The sequence below is a fragment of the Cytophaga hutchinsonii ATCC 33406 genome (genome assembly GCF_000014145.1).
Classification (GTDB): Bacteria; Bacteroidota; Bacteroidia; order Cytophagales; family Cytophagaceae; genus Cytophaga; species Cytophaga hutchinsonii.
The window spans coordinates 2,358,183-2,379,211 of sequence record NC_008255.1; the positions used below are offsets into that span (position 1 = coordinate 2,358,183).

Below are 21,029 nucleotides of genomic sequence, written 5' to 3' on the forward strand. Positions count from 1 at the left end.
TATTACACATATGAAACACATTCTTTATTACTGCCTGTTTGCCTTTCTTCTATCCTGCTCCGGCGGATCAGATAAAACAGCTTCCGACACACAAAAACCGGTGATCGTTACAACAACCGGTATGATCGGCGATGCGGTCAAAAACCTGGTTGGCGATCGTGCAGAAGTAATCCCGCTGATGGGCCCGGGTGTAGATCCGCATTTATATAAAGCCACACAAGGCGATCTGGAACGCTTGCAAAATGCAGATGTAATTGTATATAATGGTATTCACCTGGAAGGTAAAATGTCTGAAATCCTTGAGAAATTAGCGTCTAAAAAAGTGGTGATTGCCATGAGCGACGGAATTTCAACAAATAAACTGCGTCTGCTGGACGCCGGTTCAAAAGTATATGATCCGCATATCTGGTTTGATGTAGCACTCTGGAAAGATGCGGTTGCTGCATTAGCAAAAACACTGGCTGAAAAGCAGCCAGCCTTAGAGGAAACAATATCGAAAAACAGTATCGTTTATCTGATGCAATTAGATAGCTTGCATCAGGATGTTAAAAAACAAATGGCAGAAATACCGAAAGCACAGCGTGTATTAATAACTGCACACGATGCCTTTGGGTACTTTGGCCTTGCTTATGATACAGAAGTAAAAGGATTACAAGGTATTTCAACCGTATCTGATTTTGGTTTGAATGATGTTACACAGTTGGTTAATCTGATTGTGGAGCGCAAAATAAAATCGGTATTTGTTGAAACTTCTGTTTCGGACCAATCCATTAAAGCAGTACTGGATGGATGCCGCCAGAAAGGCCACAACATTGCCATCGGGGGAACACTTTTCTCTGACGCAATGGGCGCTGCAGGTACGCCGGAAGTCACCTATGAAGGTATGGTACGTAAAAACGTAGCAACGATTGTTGCGGCGTTAAAATAAAGAGACAAACATTTGCCGGACCGGCAAGAAGCGGTTTGTCCGGCCAAACAATAAAAAACATACGCTTCTGTTCAGTATTGACGGACCGCCTGAAAAGCAGCCTCACGATACTCACTTATAACAATCAGTAGTTTCATTTCAGTTATACTATTCTTCACAATGATTGAACACGTTGAAAACCCGGTAGTGGAAATACATGACCTGACGGTAAGTTATTCAAAACGTCCGGTTTTATGGAACATTGACCTTACCATACCCAAAGGTGTACTGGCAGGGATCATCGGACCGAATGGTGCCGGTAAATCTACCCTGATCAAAACTGCAATGGGTCTGATTCCAAAAGCCAGCGGCTATGTAAAATTATTTGATCAGGATCTGGAATTGATCCGGAAAAAAGTAAGCTATGTACCGCAGCGCGAATCCGTTGACTGGGACTTTCCGGCTTCGGCACTTGACGTTGTGTTAATGGGCAGGTATGGACATGCAGGCATTTTCAAATCACTGCGCCAGGCCGATAAAGAAGTAGCGACCGAGTGCCTGCGTAAAGTAGGTATGGAAGCTTTTGCAGACAGACAGATTTCTCAGCTTTCAGGCGGGCAGCAGCAGCGTGTTTTCCTTGCGCGCGCACTGGCACAGGATGCGGACTTGTATTTTATGGACGAGCCATTTGCCGGTGTGGATGCTTCTACCGAAAAAACGATCATTGCCTTATTAAAAGAAATGACAGCAAAAGGAAAAACGATCATTGTGGTACATCATGACCTGAACTCTGCCGACGAATATTTTGATTGGATCTTATTATTGAATACACGGCTTATTGCCAGCGGACCAACACAAAAAGTATTTACAAAAGAACTGCTTCAGAAAACATACGGCGGCAAGCTCAACATCCTATCCAGTGTAGGTGACCTGCTGCACAAAGAACAGTTTCCAAACAGAGAATAAGGCCTAATGCCAAAGGCTAAAAGCGGAATTACTCTGTCAATGCCTTGTCTGAAAACTATTCTAAGTTAAAATACATTAATAGCGTTTTTAGTCTACTTAAGGCAAAAGCCTTAAGCATTAGGCTTTCTGCTTTAAGCTTAAACCATGAAAGAATTAATCCGCTTCCTCCTGCTTGAAGACCCCAACGTACGCACCGTTGTGTTCGGCACTATCCTGCTCAACCTGTCGGCTTCGGTAGTGGGGACCTTTGCTTTTTTACAGAAGAAAAGTCTTTCCGGTGATGCGGTAGCACATTCTATCTTACCGGGAATCTGCATCGCATTTATTGCCTTTCAAACAAAATCCCTGTGGGTATTGCTGCCCGGCGCTTTTGTAACCGGCTGGCTTTCCTTGTATCTGGTAGACCTGATTTCCCATCATTCAAAATTAAAACAGGACACCGCTATTGCCGTTGTGCTTTCTGTATTCTTTGCTGTGGGCATCATCTTATTAACCTACATACAACATTCCGGAAGCGGCGCGCAAAGCGGACTGGATAGTTTTCTGTTTGGAAAAGCAGCAGCGCTGTTAGAAAAAGACCTGCTTTCATATGCCATTATCAGTATGCTTGTTATAAGCATTACTGCATTTTTCTTTAAAGAATTTATGCTGATCAGTTTCGATGCTGTTTATGCAGGCAGTATTGGTGTACCTGTACGCACATTACAGCTGGTTTTAACAACCTTAACCGTTATTTCCATTGTAACCGGAATACAATCCGTTGGTGTTGTATTAATGTCGGCCATGCTCATCACCCCTGCTGTAGCAGCACGTTACTGGACGGATAATTTAAAACGCCTCCTGCTGCTTGCCGTGTTGTTTAATACGTTTGCCGCTATCATAGGCTCGTATATCTCCTACCGCTACCCATCTATGCCAACGGGCCCGTGGATCGTGCTGGTGATATCCATGTTTGCGTTTGCATCTATTCTGTTTGCTCCGAAGAAAGGCATCGTGTACAGCATGTATCGTGTATTCAAACACAAATCGTTAATCTTAAAGGAAAACATTCTGAAAGCCTTATATCAGTTAGGCGAACAGGAGAATCGGTTTCAGGATACACATGCATTAAGTAATCTGCTGGCAAAACGGAATCTTCCGCTGTGGCAGGTATACCCTGCTTTATACCGTTTGCGCTTTGAAGGTTATCTGCAGCATACAGGCGAAGGCTGGGCACTTACAAATGAAGGCATCGAACGTGGAAAACGTATCGTGCGTCTGCATCGCTTGTGGGAAATGTATCTATCAAAGAATTTGTTACTTCCATCCGATCACGTACACGATGATGCTGAAACCATTGAACACATTCTTACACCCGAACTGGAATCGCGGCTGGAGAAAAGTTTAAACTTCCCGGAAGTAGATCCGCATGAAAAGAAAATACCACGGTAAGCTTAAGGCGGAACGCTTAAAGCCTAAAGCTAAAATCGTTTCCCGATATCAGTACAGATATAAATTGAAGAGCAAAGTATAATAGAAACAATAGCTTTAGGCATTTCGCTTTGAGCTCTTATTATAAAAAATAAACAAACGAAAAAGCTTTAGGCGTTAAGCCTTTTGCTTTCAGCAAAAAATATGAACGATTTATACATCATCCTCACCGGCATACTGGTTGCCGTTTCGTGCAGCATCTTAGGCACCTTTCTGGTATTGCGTAAGATGGCCATGGTTGGCGATGCCATCTCGCATGCGGTATTGCCGGGTATTGTACTTTCTTTCTTCATCACCGGCAGCCGCGATTCCATCTGGATGCTGGTCGGTGCCGGACTGATGGGTATATTTACCACACTTATTATTGAGTGGCTGCACAAGAAAACCAAACTGCAGGAAGATGCTTCCATCGGCGTAACATTCACCTTTCTGTTTGCACTGGGCGTACTGCTCATCTCCTACTTTGCCGAAAATATTGATCTGGATCAGGAGTGCGTATTGTATGGAGAGATTGCGTATGTACCGCTCAACACACTTCTGATCGGCGGAGTGGAAATACCCAAGGCAATTGTAATGCTTGCGGTTGTGCTGATTCTTATAACAGCAATTATCTTTTTCTTTTTTAAGGAATGGGTACTTACAACATTTGATGCGCCTTATGCAGCATCTATTGGTATGAGTACGGTGTTCTGGAACTACCTGCTTATGTCTATGGTATCCTTTACAACCGTTGCATCTTTTGAATCGGTTGGGGCTATTCTGGTTGTTGCCTTTTTAGTGGTACCGGCGGCGGCGGCTTATTTAGTTACAGAGTCTTTACGTAATACCTTATTCCTGGCCATTATCTTCGGTATCCTGTCGTCTGTGATCGGCTACTACAGTGCCTCTGCGCTGGATGTTTCTATATCTGGCGCCATGGCAGCAGCGGCAGGCTGTATCTTCATCATTTGTTTTATTATTCAGCTGATTACAAAACGCATCACATCTTCGCCTTCTATTATTGATCCGAAAGAATCTGTGGGCTGATAGCCCCTATTTGAAGCCTTTTAATCAGTTGCGGGAACATTAGGAACTTTTTACAAAAAGAAATACTTTTACTTTATATGAAATCAAAAATCAGCGTATTCGCTGCACTGTTCCTATGTGTGATATGTGCAGGTTTTATCTTTCTTCCAAAAGAAAATGAAACAGCCTCAACAACGGTAGAAGAAGTTAAATGGTTAACGTATGACCAGGCAGTTGCATTGAGTAAAAAAAATCCGAAACCTATTTTCATCGATGTGTATACAGATTGGTGCGGCTGGTGCAAAACAATGGATAAAAACACATTCAGCAATCACAAAGTCGCAGCTTATCTGAACAAACGTTTTTATTCCGTAAAATTAAATCCAGAGAAAAAAGATACGGTGCATTACAAAGGTGTTGCCATGACAAACGGCGCACTGGCAGGTAAAATATTTCACGCAACTTCCTACCCTACTACCGTGTACCTGGAAGGCGACGAAACATTATTGCAGCCGATACCGGGCTATCAGGCACCAAATGATTTATACCGCATCATTCATTATATTGGCGAAAACCATTATAAAACCACAACGTGGGATGATTTTTCTAAAAGTTTTAACGAATCAGCTGAATAAATTTTGAGTACAACAACTGTAACTAACCACACCGATACGATTGTAGCCTTAGCGAGTCCGCAAGGTATAGGCGCTATCGGCGTGATTCGTTTATCAGGGCCTCAGGCTTTTGATATTACTTCTTCTGTCTTTCCATCCAAAAACATTGCGGCTGTTCCGACACATACGGTACACGTAGGTAATATTGAAGACGAAGGCCGTATCCTGGATGAAGTTGTTGTTACGGTATTTAAAGGGCCAAAATCATTCACCAAAGAAGACGTGGTTGAAATCTCATGCCACGGTTCAACCTTTATTGTAAAAGAACTCCTGCAGCTGTTGTTGCGCAAAGGGGCGCGTCATGCCAAACCGGGCGAATTCACTATGCGTGCGTTCTTAAACGGACGGTTTGACCTGGCACAGGCCGAAGCAGTGGCCGATTTAATTTCCTCCGATTCGCATGCATCGCATCAGGTTGCTTTACAGCAGATGCGGGGAGGCTTCTCCGATGAGATCAGAAAACTGCGCGAACAGCTGATCCATTTTGCTTCCATGGTAGAACTGGAACTGGATTTCAGCGAAGAAGATGTAGAGTTTGCCGACCGTACGCAGTTACGCAAGCTCATTCACGAAATCAAACGGGTAATCGACCGCCTGATTCATTCTTTCTCGTTGGGTAATGTAATCAAGAATGGTGTACCAACGGTGATCATTGGCAAACCCAACGCCGGTAAGTCTACTTTACTCAATACGCTGTTAAACGAAGAGAAGGCGATCGTATCGGAGATAGCCGGTACCACGCGCGATTTCATTGAAGACGAACTGAACGTGGAAGGTATTACCTTCCGCTTTATCGATACCGCGGGCTTACGCGAAGCAACCGATGCCATTGAGGCTATGGGTGTGAAGCGTACGCGCGAAAAAATGACACAGGCAAGTTTAGTGATCTATCTGTTTGATGTGAAGTCTACCTCCGAGCGCGAACTGATCCGCGACCTGGAAGAATTGAAAGCATTGAAAGCACCATTTTTAGTCGTCGGCAATAAGATTGACAAACGCGAAGACGCGATCATTACAACCTTCCGCAACATCGACGGTATTATTTATATCTCTGCCAAACAGAACATCGGTATTGAAGAACTGAAACAGAATCTGTTGGAAATTATTCAATACGAATCCTTCAAACAGAACGATACGCTGGTTACCAACATGCGCCATTATGAGAGTCTGCGCGAAACACGCAAGGCCTTAGACGAAGTGCTTACCGGCATGGACAGTCAGGTACCCGGCGATCTGCTTGCACAGGACATTCGTCAGTCCTTGTTTCATTTAGGTGAAATCACGGGTGATATTTCTACGGATGATCTGCTGGATAATATTTTCAGCAAGTTCTGTATCGGAAAGTGATCTATATGCAAAAGGCGGAAGGCGGAAAGCGGAAAGCTGAAGGTGGAAAGCACAACGCGCACAACGCCGTGGTCCGGCACGTGCGAATTCATAATTCATTTCGCCACGGCGAATGATAATTACTCCATACTATCCCACCACATTCATACGTTATCCATCAAACCCGGATCGTATGAAAAAGATCACACTGCTCTTATCTCTGGTCATCCTACTGCACACACATAGCTTCGCGCAACACATCCGCGAACAGGATATTGTATACAGCCGCTGCATCGTGCGTGAAATTAACCTGCGCTATGCGGCCAATACAGCCGTGTTCGGGAAAGGCTGTACGATTCCGGTTATTCTCCTGGATGCGCTTAAAACAGGTGCACAGGCATATAGCCATGAGCATCCCGGGAAACAGATTTCTTATGAAGAAGTGCAGGAGAAATTATGGTTCCGGTCAGATGACAGCTGTACCGCATTTTATGCAGCAGAAGAATTGTATGTGCTGGAACTTACTGAAAAGTTTATTTTCGATAAGAACACATCTGAGTTCAGATTTATTCCCCTGTCACTTACGGTTTTTATTCCTGCGGAGATAAGCAGCAAAGGAGTTCTGGAACCACTGGCAGTCTTTCCCTTTGCAGAATGTACACGTATTTTCCGTAATGACCCGCGGGCATATGCTGCGGTGACAAAAATCGGCCAGCCGCGAATGAATTTTAATGAACAGTTTGTACTGCGCTCCTACGTGTCAAAAATTGTAAAAATAGGCAATGAAGATGATCTGTATTTTGACCAGCGGTATACCGATCCATACAAAGCTTTTATGGCCATGAAGGAAGAAGAAAACGCGTTGCAGGAAATGGTGTACGAAGCATATCATCCGAAGTGAAACGTATATGTATGCGTATGGTATCCTGAAAGTTAGTATTGAACGGTTCTGACATACTACTTAAAATCTTCTGCGAAAACCCTGCTTACCCCACCCTTATCCCACCCTTGAGCCATGTCAGCAGCTCGTAACAACAGATCAGGCACACAGCATTACATTAACTGCTGCTTTGATTGGCTTACCTGAACTGCATGCAGATAGCGCCCTGGTATCGGTACTGGGTATCCGCTTCACCAGCAGATAGGTTTTAAAAACCTATCCGCTGGAGGGTGGTAAAACAATGGGTTTTGTGAGCTTGAATTGATAATATGAGCCATTATGCCAGTCTTGATCTCTAAGACTAGCATTTCCTTTTATATGCGAAATAACGATCCCTTAACACTTTTTACAGCACATTTGTGTATATCAATGCTAAAAAAAGCTAATTTCTGATATAATTTGCTTTACCAATTTTGTTTAACTATTTTTAATAAAAGTTAAACAAAATATGTCCCAGTATTCCATTTCAGATCTGGAAAAATTAAGCGGAATCAAAGCCCATACCATCCGGATTTGGGAACAGCGCTATAACCTGCTCACTCCCGTACGATCAGACGGTAACATACGCAGCTACGACGACGATCAGGTGCGCAGGCTGCTGAATGTTTCTACACTCATTAAACTGGGCATTAAAATATCCCGCATCAGTCAGCTGACAGATGGGGAAATCAATGAACTGCTCGAACAGTCTATTCAGCAGGCGGCCGATGAAGATGCAAAAGTATCGGTATACATCCATACCTTGATTGCTGCCGGGATCGACTATAATGAATATGAATTTGATAAAGCATTCAAGCAGGCTGTAAAAAAATACGGGCTGGTTATCTGCTATCAGAAAGTCATTTATCCGATGCTTGTTAAGATCGGACTTCTATGGGGCAAGAGCGAAATGCTGCCGGCACAGGAACACTTTATTTCAAACCTGCTGAAGCAAAAACTGCATCATGCCATTGAACAGCTTCCTGTACCACCCGCAACGGCTGAAACCTGGCTGCTCTTTTTACCCGAAGAGGAAGATCACGAATTGGGTTTGCTGCTGTCTGCCTTTTTAATACGCGCGTCAAACAAACGCGTTGTATACCTGGGCCAGCGTGTACCTTATTATAACCTGCAGGCTGTGATTGATGGTGTTGAACCGGAATGCCTCCAGTATTTCATCGTTCGCTACCACACAGCTGAATGGTTGCAGACCTTGATGAACAACATGCAAAAGGATTTCCCGGGAATTAAAAAATACATCTGTGGCGCCGCATATTTATTTGAGGATGTAAAACTTCCCAAAGATCATGTATGGATCTCCGGCATTGATGCATTCATACAATTACTGAACAAATAAATTTAATTCATTCGCTATTGAAAACAATTGGAATTATAGGATCCGGAATCAGTGGATTAAGTGCTGCTGCAGTACTGGCACTGAACGGACAAAAAGTTGTAGTGTTTGAAAAAAACGATCAGCTTGGCGGGCGCATGCGGCAGTTTGAAGCCAATGGTTTCACCTTTGACATGGGCCCGAGCTGGTACTGGATGCCGGATGTGTTCGAACGCTTTTATAAACAGTTCGGCTATTCCGGCAGCGACTTTTATGAATTAAAAAAACTCGATCCGGGTTTTCAGATGATCACCGCTGATGGAGAAACAGTAAAGATTCCGGCCGGATGGGACGAACTGCTGGCACTTTTCGAACAGATAGAAACCGGCGCCGCAGACAAGCTGAAAGCATTTATGCGGGAAGCGGAATATAAATACGAGGTAGGTGTAAAAAAACTGATCTATCAACCCGGACTGTCTGTACTGGAACTCATCAATGCAGATACAATAAGCGGCGTGTTCCGGCTGCAGATTTTTTCTTCTTTCAGCAAACATGTGCGCAGGTATTTTAAAAATGACACACTTATTGCTTTAATGGAATTCCCGGTGTTGTTTTTAGGTGCCATGCCCAAAAACACACCTGCTCTGTATAGTCTCATGAACTATGCAGGTTTGAAGCAGGGCACCTTTTATCCGATGGGAGGTTTCAAAAAAGTAATTGATGCTATGGTACAGATTTCGCGAGAGCACGGCGTAGAATTTAATACCGCTGAAGGAGTTGATGCAATAAAAAAAGAAAGCAATTCGAAAATTTCATTAACCACACATGCCCGCAGCATACAGCTGGATGGATTGATCGCATCGGCAGATTACCAGCATGTAGAAAGCAAGTTGCTGCAGCAAAAAGATCGTAACTACACAGAGTAATACTGGGATAAAAAAACATTCGCGCCTTCTTCCCTCATCTTTTATATGGGAGTGAATACCAAACTCGACAAACTCGAACACCACAATCTTTTCTTCGATGGGGATTTTCCGAAGCATGCAAGAGAAATTTATGAAGACCCGCAATGGCCCGAAAATCCGCTGTTCTATGTGTGCTGTCCTTCCCGCACAGATCCTTCTGTAGCACCAGCCGGCAAAGAAAACATCTTTGTATTGATGCCGATAGCCCCTGGCATTGCGGATGAAGAAGCCATCCGTGAAACCTATTACAACCTTTTGATGAAACGACTCGAAGCATATACCGGCGTTCCGGTTCGGGAAAACATTGAGTACGTAAAAAGTTATTGTGTGAAGGATTTTGTAGCAGATTATAATTCGTATAAAGGGAATGCATACGGACTTGCAAATACCTTGATGCAAACGGCTAATCTTAAGCCAAAGATTAAAAATAACAGCATACCAAACTTTTACTACTGCGGACAATTAACCGTTCCCGGTCCGGGCGTGCCCCCGTCAATTGTATCCGGACAAGTAGCGGCCAATGAATTATTAAAAACCTTATCTGTTAATGTATGAAGCAATTGTTTGATAACGTTTCTGCCATGTGCAGCAAATTAACGACAAAAAAATACAGCACCAGCTTTTCATTAGGGATACATTTCCTGCATAAAAAACTGCATGACCCCGTTTATGCCATTTATGGATTCGTACGGTTTGCCGATGAAATTGTTGATTCATTTCACGGATACGATAAGAAACGTTTAATGGCACAGTTCCGCCGCGACACGGCTTTTGCACTGCAAGATAAAATCAGCCTCAACCCTATTCTGAATTCTTTCCAACATGTCGTGCATACCTATAACATAGAATGGGAACTGATTGATACATTTTTAAAAAGTATGGAAATGGATCTGGATCAGTCCGCACACAACGAGCAGTCGTATAAAGAATACATCATTGGCTCTGCGGAAGTAGTCGGACTTATGTGCCTGCGTGTGTTTGTTAAAGGCGATGTTGATATGTATGAAAAACAGAAGCCGCATGCCATGAGTTTAGGTGCAGCTTTCCAGAAAGTAAATTTTCTGCGGGATGCCAAAGAAGATTTTGATTCGTTGGGAAGAACCTATTTTCCGGATGTAAGCATGGAAAAGTTTGACCGGCACATCAAACAAAATATTGAATCGGATATTGAAAAAGATTTTCAGCACGCACTGATCGGAATCAAGCAACTACCGGCAGAGTCAAGGCTGGGTGTATACCTGGCTTACATTTATTATAAAAATCTGTTTCATAAAATAAAATCCATTCCGCCCGAACGTATGTTAAAAGAACGTATCCGCATACCCAATCTGAATAAATTCGCGTTGTTGTTTCAATGTTATTTCAGGAATCAATTCAATATATTATAATAGTATGATACGATTGATAAATTATATACTATTTCTGCTATTACCTGTATGTTCGCAGGCTGAAGAATGGAATATGGTTACGATCCGTGATTTATATCACAAGGCATCCGTATCAAAAGAAGATGCCGACAAATTGAAAGCAGCGCTGAAATCGATACAATCTCCCAATGAATGCATTAAAGGCTATATTGCGGCCGCGTACATGATTGAAGCAAAGCACGTATATAACCCATCTACCAAGCTAAGCCACTTCAATAATGGAAAAACACTGCTTGATGCTGCTATCAAAAATGATCCGCACAATATTGAGCTTAAGTTCATAAGAGTCTGTATTCAAACAAATGCGCCTTCTTTTCTGGGCTACAACAGGCAAATTGAAACAGATAAAGCATTTATTGTATCAACATATGCCGCACAAACAGATCTTGATTTAAAAAAACGGATTAAAGAATTTATGCTTCAATCCGGTATATGTACGGAACAGGAAAAAAAAACGTTTAAGTAATATCTGTAGGAACAAACTATGATTTCAACGGGTTATATATAGTCTACAAGTATAACCAGACATTAAAGACAGATACAAATAAAAATAATATGGATAATTGGATCGCTATTGCCGCAGTCATCCTCGTAACATTTCTCAGTATGGAATTTGTTGCCTGGTTCGCTCATAAATATATTATGCATGGATTTCTCTGGAAGCTGCACAAAGACCATCACCAGCCGGATCCTGAAACACCGGTTGAACACAATGACTTCTTCTTTGTCATTTTTGCCACCCCTGCAATTATTTTATTTATCATTGGCATAAAAGACTTTACAGTATCATTCTGGATCGCCGTGGGTATTACCACGTACGGTCTGTCCTATTTCTTTATCCACGATCTGTTTATACATCAGCGCATCAAAGTATTGCGGAATGCCGATTCTGTTTATTTCAGAGCAATCCGGAAAGCACACAAAATACACCACAAACATCTGGAAAAAGAAGACGGCGAATGCTTTGGTATGTTGTTGGTTCCTTTCAAATATTTTAAAGAAGCAAGAAAAAATGTACGCTAATTACACCTATCTGGCAATCGACCTGGGATCGCTGGTTGTGCCGCTTATCTTTAGCTTTCACCCAAAATTACTGTTTTATAAAAAATGGGTTGCCTTTGGGTTCGCTAATTTTATAGTAAGTGTATTATTCATTGCCTGGGATATGTATTATACACATCTTGGTGTATGGGGGTTTAATCCGCAGTACCTTACAGGTATCCACGTAGGCAATCTTCCGGCAGAAGAAATTTTATTTTTCATGTGTATTCCATTTTCAAGCGTCTTTACCTATCACTGCCTGAAATTATTTTACCCCGATAGAACGGTCATTCCATATAAAGAAATTACGCTTTTTATGGTCATGTTACTTTTATGTATAGGGATACAGCACCCGACACATATATATACAAGCGTTACGTTTATTCTACTGGCTCTGACACTGCTGTTGCTTACATTTGTATTTGAATTGCCCTGGATACCAAATTTTTATTTCACCTATCTGATTATATTAATTCCCTTTTTTATTGTTAATGGACTGCTTACCGGCACCTGGCTTGAGGATCCGGTAGTCTGGTATGATAACACAAAAAACCTCGGCATACGTTTGGGAACTATACCGGTGGAGGATATTTTCTATGGCATGCTGATGCTTATTTTAAACACCGCGCTGTTTGAATATTTTGACCGTAAAATTACTGCAAAAACGGTTAGCGAATTAATTCCTGAAAATAATCAGCTAACCGTTTAAATACGTTATATAATTTACGCCGTATAGAATCTTATTTTACAACGTTAAATTTCTTTCTAAGAGTTGCATTGCCATTATGTATGATAAGCATATAAGTGCCACCCGCCAGACTGCTTACATCTATCATCGCTCCGTTGCCGGTTGCTGTTGAAGAAACAGTTCCTTCTTTACCCAACACATCTATCAGTGTAAAACTTGCATCTGATAAGTCTGCATCTGTATCAATAAATACGATGCCGTTTGATGGATTCGGATATACAGCTGCATTCAATGTATTCAATGCCTGCACGCCTGTTGTGATGGATTCCGATGTAACTGTTACCGGTCCAGAAGTTGTGACGCCTCCGTTACTGTCTGTTACTCGAACCGTAATCGTATGAGATCCTGCCGTTGGAGTGTCCCATGTGTACGTATACGGCGCTGCTGCTGCTGTGCCGATTACATCATCGCCTGCTAAAAACTCTACAAGGGTTATACTACCATCCGCATCTGTGATATTCACCGAAATATCGATCGCTCCTGTTACTGCAGCATTCGGTGCCGGTGAAGTAATTGTAATAACAGATGGCTGATTTGCAACCACGCTTACTGTTGCTGCTGCTGAAGTTGCTTTGCAGTTACCCGCATTTGTTACTTCAACGGTATAGCTTCCCGCGTTCGTTGCGGTATAGGTCTGTGCGGTTGCTCCTGTGATTGTGACCGTGCCGTTGAACCATTTGTAGGTCAAAGCTGAACCTGCATTCGCCTGTAATACTACACTTCCGCCCTGAGGAATCGTTGTTGAACCAGTTGCTGTGATTGTAGCAGTTGGCAGTGCAGTTACTGTTAACGTAAATGCAGAAGTTGATTTACACATATTTCCATCTGTATAACTTGCCGTATAAATACCGCCCTGTGTTGGTGTAACTCCAGTTAACGTAATCTCTCTGGTCGATGCACTGTAACCGTTCGGACCTGTCCAGCTCCAGCCTGTATTTACTGTCGGCTGAGGACCCAGTACAACCGAAGAGCCAGCACACACCGTTGCGCCTGATACCTGGTTCCAGGTTCCGCCATCTACCTGTGCATACTGCGTTAAAACCGGTAAGGCATTTACCGTCACCGTAGTCCCTGCTGAGGTTGCTGAACAGCCGCCCGGGTTTGTTACTGTTACCGTATAACTGCCCGATGCGGTGGCTGTATAACCTGAATTTGTCGCTCCTGCTATTGTTGCTGTACCGTTCTTCCATACATAGCTGTATCCGGTGCCTGTACCTGCATTCAATACTACACTGCCTCCGGAGCAGAATGTGGTTGCCGTGCTTGCTGTTATCGCTGCTGCCGGTACCGTACAATTCAATCCTTTTAATACAACTGTTCCCATTAAAGCCGGATTGCTCCACGTATCATCTGTAGACGCAACCCAGGCAAGCTTACCTTCTCTTGCTCCTCCGTCATCGTCATCATTGATCATGACTTCAAAGCCCTGGAATGAATTTAATGAAGCAGTGCCGCCAATGGTGCTCCACGGGATGCTCACCTCCACAATATAACCGGTTGCTGTATTGCTGATGCCTTTGGTTATTCCTGTTACCGGATGTCCGTTGATCTCATAGGCCGCTGTAACATCGTTCCAGCGGAACGTGTACTGCTGGTCGTTGGTGCCGTATGTCGTTGCTTTGGTGTTGCCCAGATCAATGTATACTTCAACGCCATCGTCGTTGTATACATCCGTTCCCCCATCGTTGCGCTTCACATCATCGGTTACCTGAACCAATACATACAGATTAGACGCATCCCACATCGCTTTCCAGTTACCCGACAGATCTGTACCTGAGCTGATCGTACCGGTATTATTTTTTGTGATACCTGTGGATGGAAAACTGCTCCACAAGCCGTCAACGGTTCCATCGATTGTGGGTGCAGAACCGGTCTGGTAAATAGGTTTTGCTACCTGAATGTTTATTGCCGTGCTCGTTGTTACTGCATTGGCTGCACTCGTTGCTTTGGCAGTGATCGGATATGTTCCTGCTGCTGCAGCTGTGATTGTATAGCTGTATGGTGAACTTGCATCTGTACCTAACAACGTTGTTCCGTTATAAAATTCTACTTTGGAAATGCTCCCGCTTGTGATCGTTGCCGTGGCATTGATCGTTATATTATCACCTTCCGTATAAACTGTATTATTTACAGGTGCTGTAAGCGATACTACCGGTCCTACATTACCACACGTATTTTTATATTTTCTTACGAAATTCCATATCTCGACCGTTGAATTAAAAGTAGCATCTAAAGAATGCCAGTGGCCTTTTCCAGCCAGGGTCATCAGAACAAATTCAGTACCGCAACCACAATTCGTCCAGGAGCTCTTAGTAGCAACTGAATTAGAAATATTTGATGGATATGGTTTAGTAACTACCGCTGTTGAAGAACATCCATTTTTAGTTCTCCAACCTTGTAAATAAGTCAAAAGCTTATTATCATAAATAACAACATTGTCAGCATCACCATGAATATGAATAAACGGAACAACACGTGAACTATTAAAATTACTTGAAGATAATGGATATCCTGAAACAGGTGCGAATGCGGCAATTTTGTCAGCAATTTTAGTTGCTGCTACATAAGTCATCATACCTCCCATTGAAAAGCCGGATAGATATACCCGGGAACGATCAATCCCATAACTGGTATACATAGCATCAATGATTTTCAAAATAAAATCAGTATCCGTATTACCTGACAAATCCCATGAATTATTAATACCTGCAGGATATACAACAATAAACTTCGCAGTATCAGCTACGAGTTCCCATTTTGTTTGTGACTTTTGATAATTCGGATCTTGATTTAAACCATGCATAGAAATCAGTAAAGGTCTGTTCTGCTGAATTCCTGCAGGTGCATATACCAACATACTTCGAGTAGCATTCCCTACAGTAATTGTTGTTAATTGTGCCATAGAATGAAACGAAAGCATCCATAAACATATCATTAAAAATGTAACATGATAATGGATTCCTGCAAACGCATACTTGAATAGAACAACGTACTTGTTCATGATTCTAACAATAGACTCTACTGCTCTTTTGCGCAAAAGCAGCACCAATATTTTTACTAATATACACTCTTTCATTTTCCAGCTGTTTATTTGATTTTTTTATGTGTATTGAATAAATCGATTATATAATCGCCCAGTAAATGCTATTATCTGGCAGGCATATCCTATGAACAGTAAATGCGTTTCAACTCCATATACTTTAGTTCTCATGTATAAAATAATATATGCTATTCGGCCCAAACCAAACAGCATATATTATTTTATCACTGTAATTTTCTTTCTCAGAATTGAATGATCCTGTTTGATAATCAACACATAAGTGCCACCCGCCAGACTGCTTACATCTATCATCGCTCCGTTGCCGGTTGCTGTTGAAAAAACAGTTCCTTCTTTACCCAACACATCTATCAGTGTAAAGCTTGCATCTGATAAGTCTGCATCTGTATCAATAAATACGATGCCGTTTGATGGATTCGGATATACAGCTGCATTTAATGTATTCAATACCTGCACGCCTGTTGTGATGGATTCCGATGTAACTGTTACCGGTCCAGAAGTTGTGACGCCTCCGTTACTGTCTGTTACCCGAACCGTAATTGTATGAGATCCTGCCGTTGGAGTGTCCCATGTGTACGTATACGGCGCTGCTGCTGCTGTGCCGATTACATCATCGCCTGCTAAAAACTCTACAAGGGTTATACTACCATCCGCATCTGTGATATTCACCGAAATGTCGATCGCTCCTGTTACTGCAGCATTCGGTGCCGGTGAAGTAATTGTAATAACAGATGGCTGATTTGCAACCACGCTTACCGTTGCTGCTGCTGAAGTTGCTTTGCAGTTACCCGCATTTGTTACTTCAACCGTATAGCTTCCCGCGGTCGTTGCGGTATAGGTCTGTGCGGTTGCTCCTGTGATTGCGACCGTGCCGTTGAACCATTTGTAGGTCAAAGCTGAACCTGCATTCGCCTGTAATGCTACACTTCCGCCCTGAGGAATCGTTGTTGAACCAGTTGCTGTGATTGTAGCAGTTGGCAGTGCAGTTACTGTTACTACTGTTGCTGCTGAAGTAGCTTTGCAGTTACCCGCATTCGTTACTTCAACCGTATAGCTTCCGGCGGCTGTTGCGGTATAGGTCTGTGCGGTTGCTCCTGTGATTGCGACCGTGCCGTTCATCCATTTGTAGGATGCACCTGAACCTGCTGTCAGTGTTGTGCTGCCGCCTGCGCAGAATGTTGTCGGTGTACTTGTCGTAATCGCTGCGGCCGGTAGTGCAGTTACCGTTAACGTAAATACAGAAGTTGATTTACACGTATTTCCATCTGTATAACTTGCCGTATAAACACCGCCCTGATTTGTTTGTACTGATGTAAGCCTAAGCTCTCTGGCCGATGCACTGTAACCGTTCGGACCTGTCCAGCTCCAGCCTGTATTTACTGTCGGCTGAGGACCCAGTACAACCGAAGAGCCAGCACACACCGTTGCGCCTGATACCTGGTTCCAGGTTCCGCCATCTACCTGTGCATACTGCGTTAAAACCGGTAAGGCATTTACCGTCACCGTAGTCCCTGCTGAGGTTGCTGAACAGCCGCCCGGGTTTGTTACTGTTACCGTATAACTGCCGGATGCGGTGGCTGTATAACCTGAATTTGTCGCTCCTGCTATTGTTGCTGCTCCGTTCTTCCATACATAGCTGTATCCGGTGCCTGTACCTGCATTCAATACTACACTGCCTCCGGAGCAGAATGTGGTTGCCGTGCTTGCTGTTATCGCTGCTGCCGGTACCGTACAATTCAATCCTTTTAATACAACTGTTCCCATTAAAGCCGGATTGCTCCACGTATCATCTGTAGACGCAACCCAGGCAAGCTTACCTTCTCTTGCTCCTCCGTCATCGTCATCATTGATCATGACTTCAAAGCCCTGGAATGAATTTAATGAAGCAGTGCCGCCAATGGTGCTCCACGGGATGCTCACCTCCACAATATAACCGGTTGCTGTATTGCTGATGCCTTTGGTTATTCCTGTTACCGGATGTCCGTTGATCTCGTAGGCCGCTGTAACATCGTTCCAGCGGAACGTGTACTGCTGGTCGTTGGTGCCGTATGTCGTTGCTTTGGTATTGCCCAGATCAATGTATACTTCAACGCCATCGTCGTTGTACACATCCGTTCCACCATCGTTGCGCTTCACATCATCGGTTACCTGAACAAGCACATACAGATTAGACGCATCCCACATCGCTTTCCAGTTACCCGACAGATCTGTACCTGAGCTGATCGTACCGGTATTGTTTTTTGTGATACCTGTGGATGGAAAATTGCTCCACAAGCCGTCAACGGTTCCATCGATTGTGGGTGCAGAACCGGTCTGGTAAATAGGTTTTGCTACCTGAATGTTTATTGCCGTGCTCGTTGTTACTGCATTGGCTGCACTCGTTGCTTTGGCAGTGACCGGATAGGTACCTGCTGCTGCAGCTGTGATTGTATAGCTGTATGGTGAACTTGCATCTGTACCTAACAACGTTGTTCCGTTATAAAATTCTACTTTGGAAATGCTCCCGCTTGTGATCGTTGCCGTGGCATTGATCGTTATATTATCACCTTCCGTATAAACTGTATTGTTTACAGGTGCGGTAAGCGATACTACCGGCGAAGGAGTGGTAATAACCGTCGATGCCTCCGTAATCGTTGATCCAATTCTAAAAAAATCAAAATCAGCATATCCACCGGCTGAAACACTCGCATAAGTAAATAACCCATACCGATAACCAATAAATTGCGGAATGGTATAAGACATTTGAAGTGTACTGCCAATGGATTGCCAGGTGGTACCATTCAGACTATAATAGAAATAAGCTTTGTCTGTCTGATTCCTGTAATCCATATCAATCCGAAGATATATGATGTTTTGATTTAAAGGAACACTTGCAACTTGAGCAGGTGTTCCCGTAACATCATTTCCATTGACCATTACAATAGACTTTGTTGTACCAGTCATTTTAACACCTACGTAACCATACTGTTTTTGTAAAGCTACTAAACCAGCATAATCACCATCCTTCATGCCGGAAACATCTATTACCGTATAGCCCGAACACTGGGGTCCAAATGTTCGCTGCGTTAGTGTATTCGTTGTCATCAGCACGTTCGGATCTGTACGCTCATTGGTGAGCCGCAGATAGCCGCTTTTTTGTGTTAATGACCAATAGTTATTTTGTGGATTGTGGTTCCATTGCCACGCAAGTTTAAGAGGAGCCGCTTGTGAAAATTCATCGGAGGAAACAATATTATGCATACCTCCTGTTCCCTGAGGAATATCAAGTGTAGCTGGCACTGCACTCAGAACAGGCCAGTCATTTGTCCATGTCATCGGAACAAGATATGGAACCCTGCCTCTGGCTCCTCCATCTTTAAATAAATAGGCATACCATTTACCAGCTGGCGTTTCTATAAAAGAACCTTGTGCAACTCCCTGATCTTTTAAGATCACTTTACTTTCATACGTACCTGTTAGTGTTGAAGAACGATGAATAATCTGCGTACGCATACCGCCGCTGGGCCAGCAAATATTATTAATATAGTAATACCCATTGTGCTTCAATACCTGTGACCCTTCTGCATTCAAGCCAATAGGGCCAGCTACAGCACCAGCATTTGTAATTAATGTTTTATTCGTACCTCCGGATTTAATCGCTGAAGCATCTGCAGTTAATTCAATAATTTTAATATCTCCCTGTCCATATATAAGATACACTCTATCATCGTCATCAAAGAAAAGATTGCAATCGTGGTAGGAAGCATTTAACGTAGAAACAGTCCACGGACCGGTTTCAATATTAGCTGTTTTATAGATATACGTTCTGCCTGTATTAGCAAATGTCGTAACATAATACATTCCTTTAAAATATCGAATGCTACTTGCCCATGAACCATGACCATATTCATTCTTTCCATTCGCAAGGCTGTAACTGTCAGAGGTAGACAATGTGGTGTAGCAGTAATTTACAATATCCCAATTAACTAAATCGGTAGACTTCATTATGGGTACACCGGGATTCATGTGCATGGTTGTACTGCTCATGTAGTAATTATTCCCTACTCTAACGATAGCTATATCGGGAACATCTGCATTGATGATTGGATTTGTGGCCGCCGTTTGTGCATTCGAATAAGCAGGCAATGTCAACATCAGTTGCGCATAACGTTCTCCAAACGTACGATAAGATGCCGGAGTGAAGTGTAAGTTATCTCCCTTGTGCGGTAAACCAGCGGCCGAAACGACATGAGCATTCGGAATCACATTCGGTAATTTTGCAATAATAGAATTATGTCCGCCACATGCGCCGCCTTGTGCGGTTGTTACTAATTCGCCAGCCAAAAATGGAGTTTTAGCTGGATCTAAGCCAAGATCTTTAATCAGATTATCATAAATAGCCTTAACTTTAGCCGGCCAATCCTGCTGTCCGTTGTTTGTTTCTCCCTGATGAAATAATATTCCCTTAATAACTCCATCCTTCTGTGCCAGTTTTGCAACTTCCACCAGACGTGCATACGGATTTCCGCCATACTGATTTATTGTACCAATCATCCAGCTTGGAGCTGTTGCAACATACGATCCATAATTGACCTTATCAAACAAGGCAATATCACAACCTCCTATCGCAACAGGTACAACACCTACTTTTATATTTGCCGGCAGGTTTGACACCATTGTGCGCCCAAAATAATCAAGTGGCCCAAGTCCTGTGTTACATCTTACAATAGGTGCTGTAGCTGTTGTCCACTTTCCTGTCGTATAAGATTTTGTACCTGTACAATTTACGGCACCCATTACCTGAAACCTGCTATTTACAGCGGTTTGATCCTGCGCTTCTATTACTCCGTTTCCTTCCATATTAGATTGCCCGAAAGTCAGGTAAATATGAAAATTAGGATCTTGAGCATATGATTGGATGCAAAAGAAAAAAACGCAAGAAAAGAAAATTACTTTGGAAAATATCGTTACGTTCATATGTTCTTGATTTGATATTGAGGACAGTTATAATTGATAGTAAAAACAGATAATACGTTTCATCAAAATGTAACAGGCTACGGAATAGATATTAAAAAGTCACCACTTAATATGAAAATGTTTATAAAAATCACTGAAGCACGGAGCGTATTACCCATCTCATAAAACACAATCAAAAAGGGGGGCAAAAAATATTTCGCCCCCCTTTTGATTCAAACTGGAATAAAACTAAAA

The 21,029-nt window shown here is 42.9% G+C and carries 16 protein-coding genes; 14 read left to right on the forward strand and 2 right to left on the reverse strand.

Translation table 11 applies throughout. The annotated features are described in order from the left end of the window. Positions 1–10 precede the first annotated feature (10 nt). From CHU_RS09905 to CHU_RS09965, 14 genes are all read left to right on the forward strand, one after another. Positions 11–928, forward strand: coding sequence for a metal ABC transporter solute-binding protein, Zn/Mn family (locus tag CHU_RS09905; protein WP_011585408.1), 918 nt, complete (start codon positions 11–13; stop codon positions 926–928). A gap of 159 nt (positions 929–1,087) precedes the next feature. Then, entirely contained in the window at positions 1,088–1,873 is a 786-nt protein-coding gene (locus CHU_RS09910) for a metal ABC transporter ATP-binding protein (protein ID WP_011585409.1), read from the forward strand. 144 nt (positions 1,874–2,017) lie between these two features. Continuing rightward, a complete protein-coding gene (locus CHU_RS09915; RefSeq protein ID WP_011585410.1) occupies positions 2,018–3,304 on the forward strand; it encodes a metal ABC transporter permease in 1,287 nt (428 codons plus the stop codon). Between the two features lie 183 nt (positions 3,305–3,487). Further along, positions 3,488–4,369, forward strand: a complete 882-nt coding sequence (locus CHU_RS09920; protein ID WP_011585411.1) for a metal ABC transporter permease — start codon at positions 3,488–3,490, stop codon at positions 4,367–4,369. A gap of 77 nt (positions 4,370–4,446) precedes the next feature. Beyond that, positions 4,447–4,983, forward strand: a complete 537-nt coding sequence (locus CHU_RS09925; RefSeq protein WP_011585412.1) for a thioredoxin family protein — start codon at positions 4,447–4,449, stop codon at positions 4,981–4,983. Between the two features lie 3 nt (positions 4,984–4,986). Beyond that, the gene (mnmE, locus tag CHU_RS09930) at positions 4,987–6,369 is read left to right on the forward strand and encodes a tRNA uridine-5-carboxymethylaminomethyl(34) synthesis GTPase MnmE (protein ID WP_011585413.1); all 1,383 of its coding nucleotides are present in this window, start codon (positions 4,987–4,989) and stop codon (positions 6,367–6,369) included. Positions 6,370–6,541: 172 nt separating this feature from the next. Then, a complete protein-coding gene (locus CHU_RS09935; RefSeq protein ID WP_041932322.1) occupies positions 6,542–7,249 on the forward strand; it encodes a hypothetical protein in 708 nt (235 codons plus the stop codon). Positions 7,250–7,736: 487 nt separating this feature from the next. Further along, positions 7,737–8,624, forward strand: a complete 888-nt coding sequence (locus tag CHU_RS09940; RefSeq protein WP_011585415.1) for a MerR family transcriptional regulator — start codon at positions 7,737–7,739, stop codon at positions 8,622–8,624. A gap of 17 nt (positions 8,625–8,641) precedes the next feature. Next, on the forward strand, positions 8,642–9,526 hold the full coding sequence (locus CHU_RS19845) for a phytoene desaturase family protein (RefSeq protein WP_316910036.1): 885 nt from the start codon (positions 8,642–8,644) through the stop codon (positions 9,524–9,526). 45 nt (positions 9,527–9,571) lie between these two features. Then, positions 9,572–10,120: a phytoene desaturase family protein gene (locus CHU_RS19850; protein ID WP_316910037.1), complete on the forward strand. Its 549-nt coding sequence runs from the start codon at positions 9,572–9,574 to the stop codon at positions 10,118–10,120. Continuing rightward, entirely contained in the window at positions 10,117–10,953 is an 837-nt protein-coding gene (locus CHU_RS09950; RefSeq protein WP_011585416.1) for a phytoene/squalene synthase family protein, read from the forward strand. Before CHU_RS19850 ends, CHU_RS09950 begins: the two co-directional genes overlap by 4 nt. A gap of 4 nt (positions 10,954–10,957) precedes the next feature. Further along, positions 10,958–11,458 (forward strand): hypothetical protein, encoded by a 501-nt coding sequence (locus CHU_RS09955; protein WP_011585417.1) that lies wholly within the window; start codon positions 10,958–10,960, stop codon positions 11,456–11,458. A gap of 89 nt (positions 11,459–11,547) precedes the next feature. Further along, a complete protein-coding gene (locus CHU_RS09960) occupies positions 11,548–12,015 on the forward strand; it encodes a sterol desaturase family protein (RefSeq protein WP_011585418.1) in 468 nt (155 codons plus the stop codon). Further along, a complete protein-coding gene (locus tag CHU_RS09965) occupies positions 12,005–12,742 on the forward strand; it encodes a lycopene cyclase domain-containing protein (RefSeq protein WP_041932323.1) in 738 nt (245 codons plus the stop codon). Before CHU_RS09960 ends, CHU_RS09965 begins: the two co-directional genes overlap by 11 nt. A 31-nt stretch (positions 12,743–12,773) precedes the next feature. Here CHU_RS09965 and CHU_RS09970 read toward each other — a convergent pair whose 3' ends face one another. Beyond that, positions 12,774–15,857, reverse strand: a complete 3,084-nt coding sequence (locus CHU_RS09970) for a sugar-binding protein (RefSeq protein ID WP_081428661.1) — start codon at positions 15,855–15,857, stop codon at positions 12,774–12,776. 180 nt (positions 15,858–16,037) lie between these two features. Next, on the reverse strand, positions 16,038–20,795 hold the full coding sequence (locus CHU_RS19195; protein ID WP_011585421.1) for a sugar-binding protein: 4,758 nt from the start codon (positions 20,793–20,795) through the stop codon (positions 16,038–16,040). Positions 20,796–21,029: the final 234 nt, after the last annotated feature.

Coding starts and splice junctions, on each gene's coding strand:
- CHU_RS09905 (WP_011585408.1), top strand. CDS start 11: ATGAAACACATTCTTTATTACTGCCTGTTTGCCTTTCTTCTATCCTGC.
- CHU_RS09910 (WP_011585409.1), top strand. CDS start 1,088: ATGATTGAACACGTTGAAAACCCGGTAGTGGAAATACATGACCTGACG.
- CHU_RS09915 (WP_011585410.1), top strand. CDS start 2,018: ATGAAAGAATTAATCCGCTTCCTCCTGCTTGAAGACCCCAACGTACGC.
- CHU_RS09920 (WP_011585411.1), top strand. CDS start 3,488: ATGAACGATTTATACATCATCCTCACCGGCATACTGGTTGCCGTTTCG.
- CHU_RS09925 (WP_011585412.1), top strand. CDS start 4,447: ATGAAATCAAAAATCAGCGTATTCGCTGCACTGTTCCTATGTGTGATA.
- CHU_RS09935 (WP_041932322.1), top strand. CDS start 6,542: ATGAAAAAGATCACACTGCTCTTATCTCTGGTCATCCTACTGCACACA.
- CHU_RS09940 (WP_011585415.1), top strand. CDS start 7,737: ATGTCCCAGTATTCCATTTCAGATCTGGAAAAATTAAGCGGAATCAAA.
- CHU_RS19850 (WP_316910037.1), top strand. CDS start 9,572: ATGGGAGTGAATACCAAACTCGACAAACTCGAACACCACAATCTTTTC.
- CHU_RS09950 (WP_011585416.1), top strand. CDS start 10,117: ATGAAGCAATTGTTTGATAACGTTTCTGCCATGTGCAGCAAATTAACG.
- CHU_RS09955 (WP_011585417.1), top strand. CDS start 10,958: ATGATACGATTGATAAATTATATACTATTTCTGCTATTACCTGTATGT.
- CHU_RS09960 (WP_011585418.1), top strand. CDS start 11,548: ATGGATAATTGGATCGCTATTGCCGCAGTCATCCTCGTAACATTTCTC.
- CHU_RS09965 (WP_041932323.1), top strand. CDS start 12,005: ATGTACGCTAATTACACCTATCTGGCAATCGACCTGGGATCGCTGGTT.
- CHU_RS09970 (WP_081428661.1), bottom strand. CDS start 15,857: ATGAAAGAGTGTATATTAGTAAAAATATTGGTGCTGCTTTTGCGCAAA.
- CHU_RS19195 (WP_011585421.1), bottom strand. CDS start 20,795: ATGAACGTAACGATATTTTCCAAAGTAATTTTCTTTTCTTGCGTTTTT.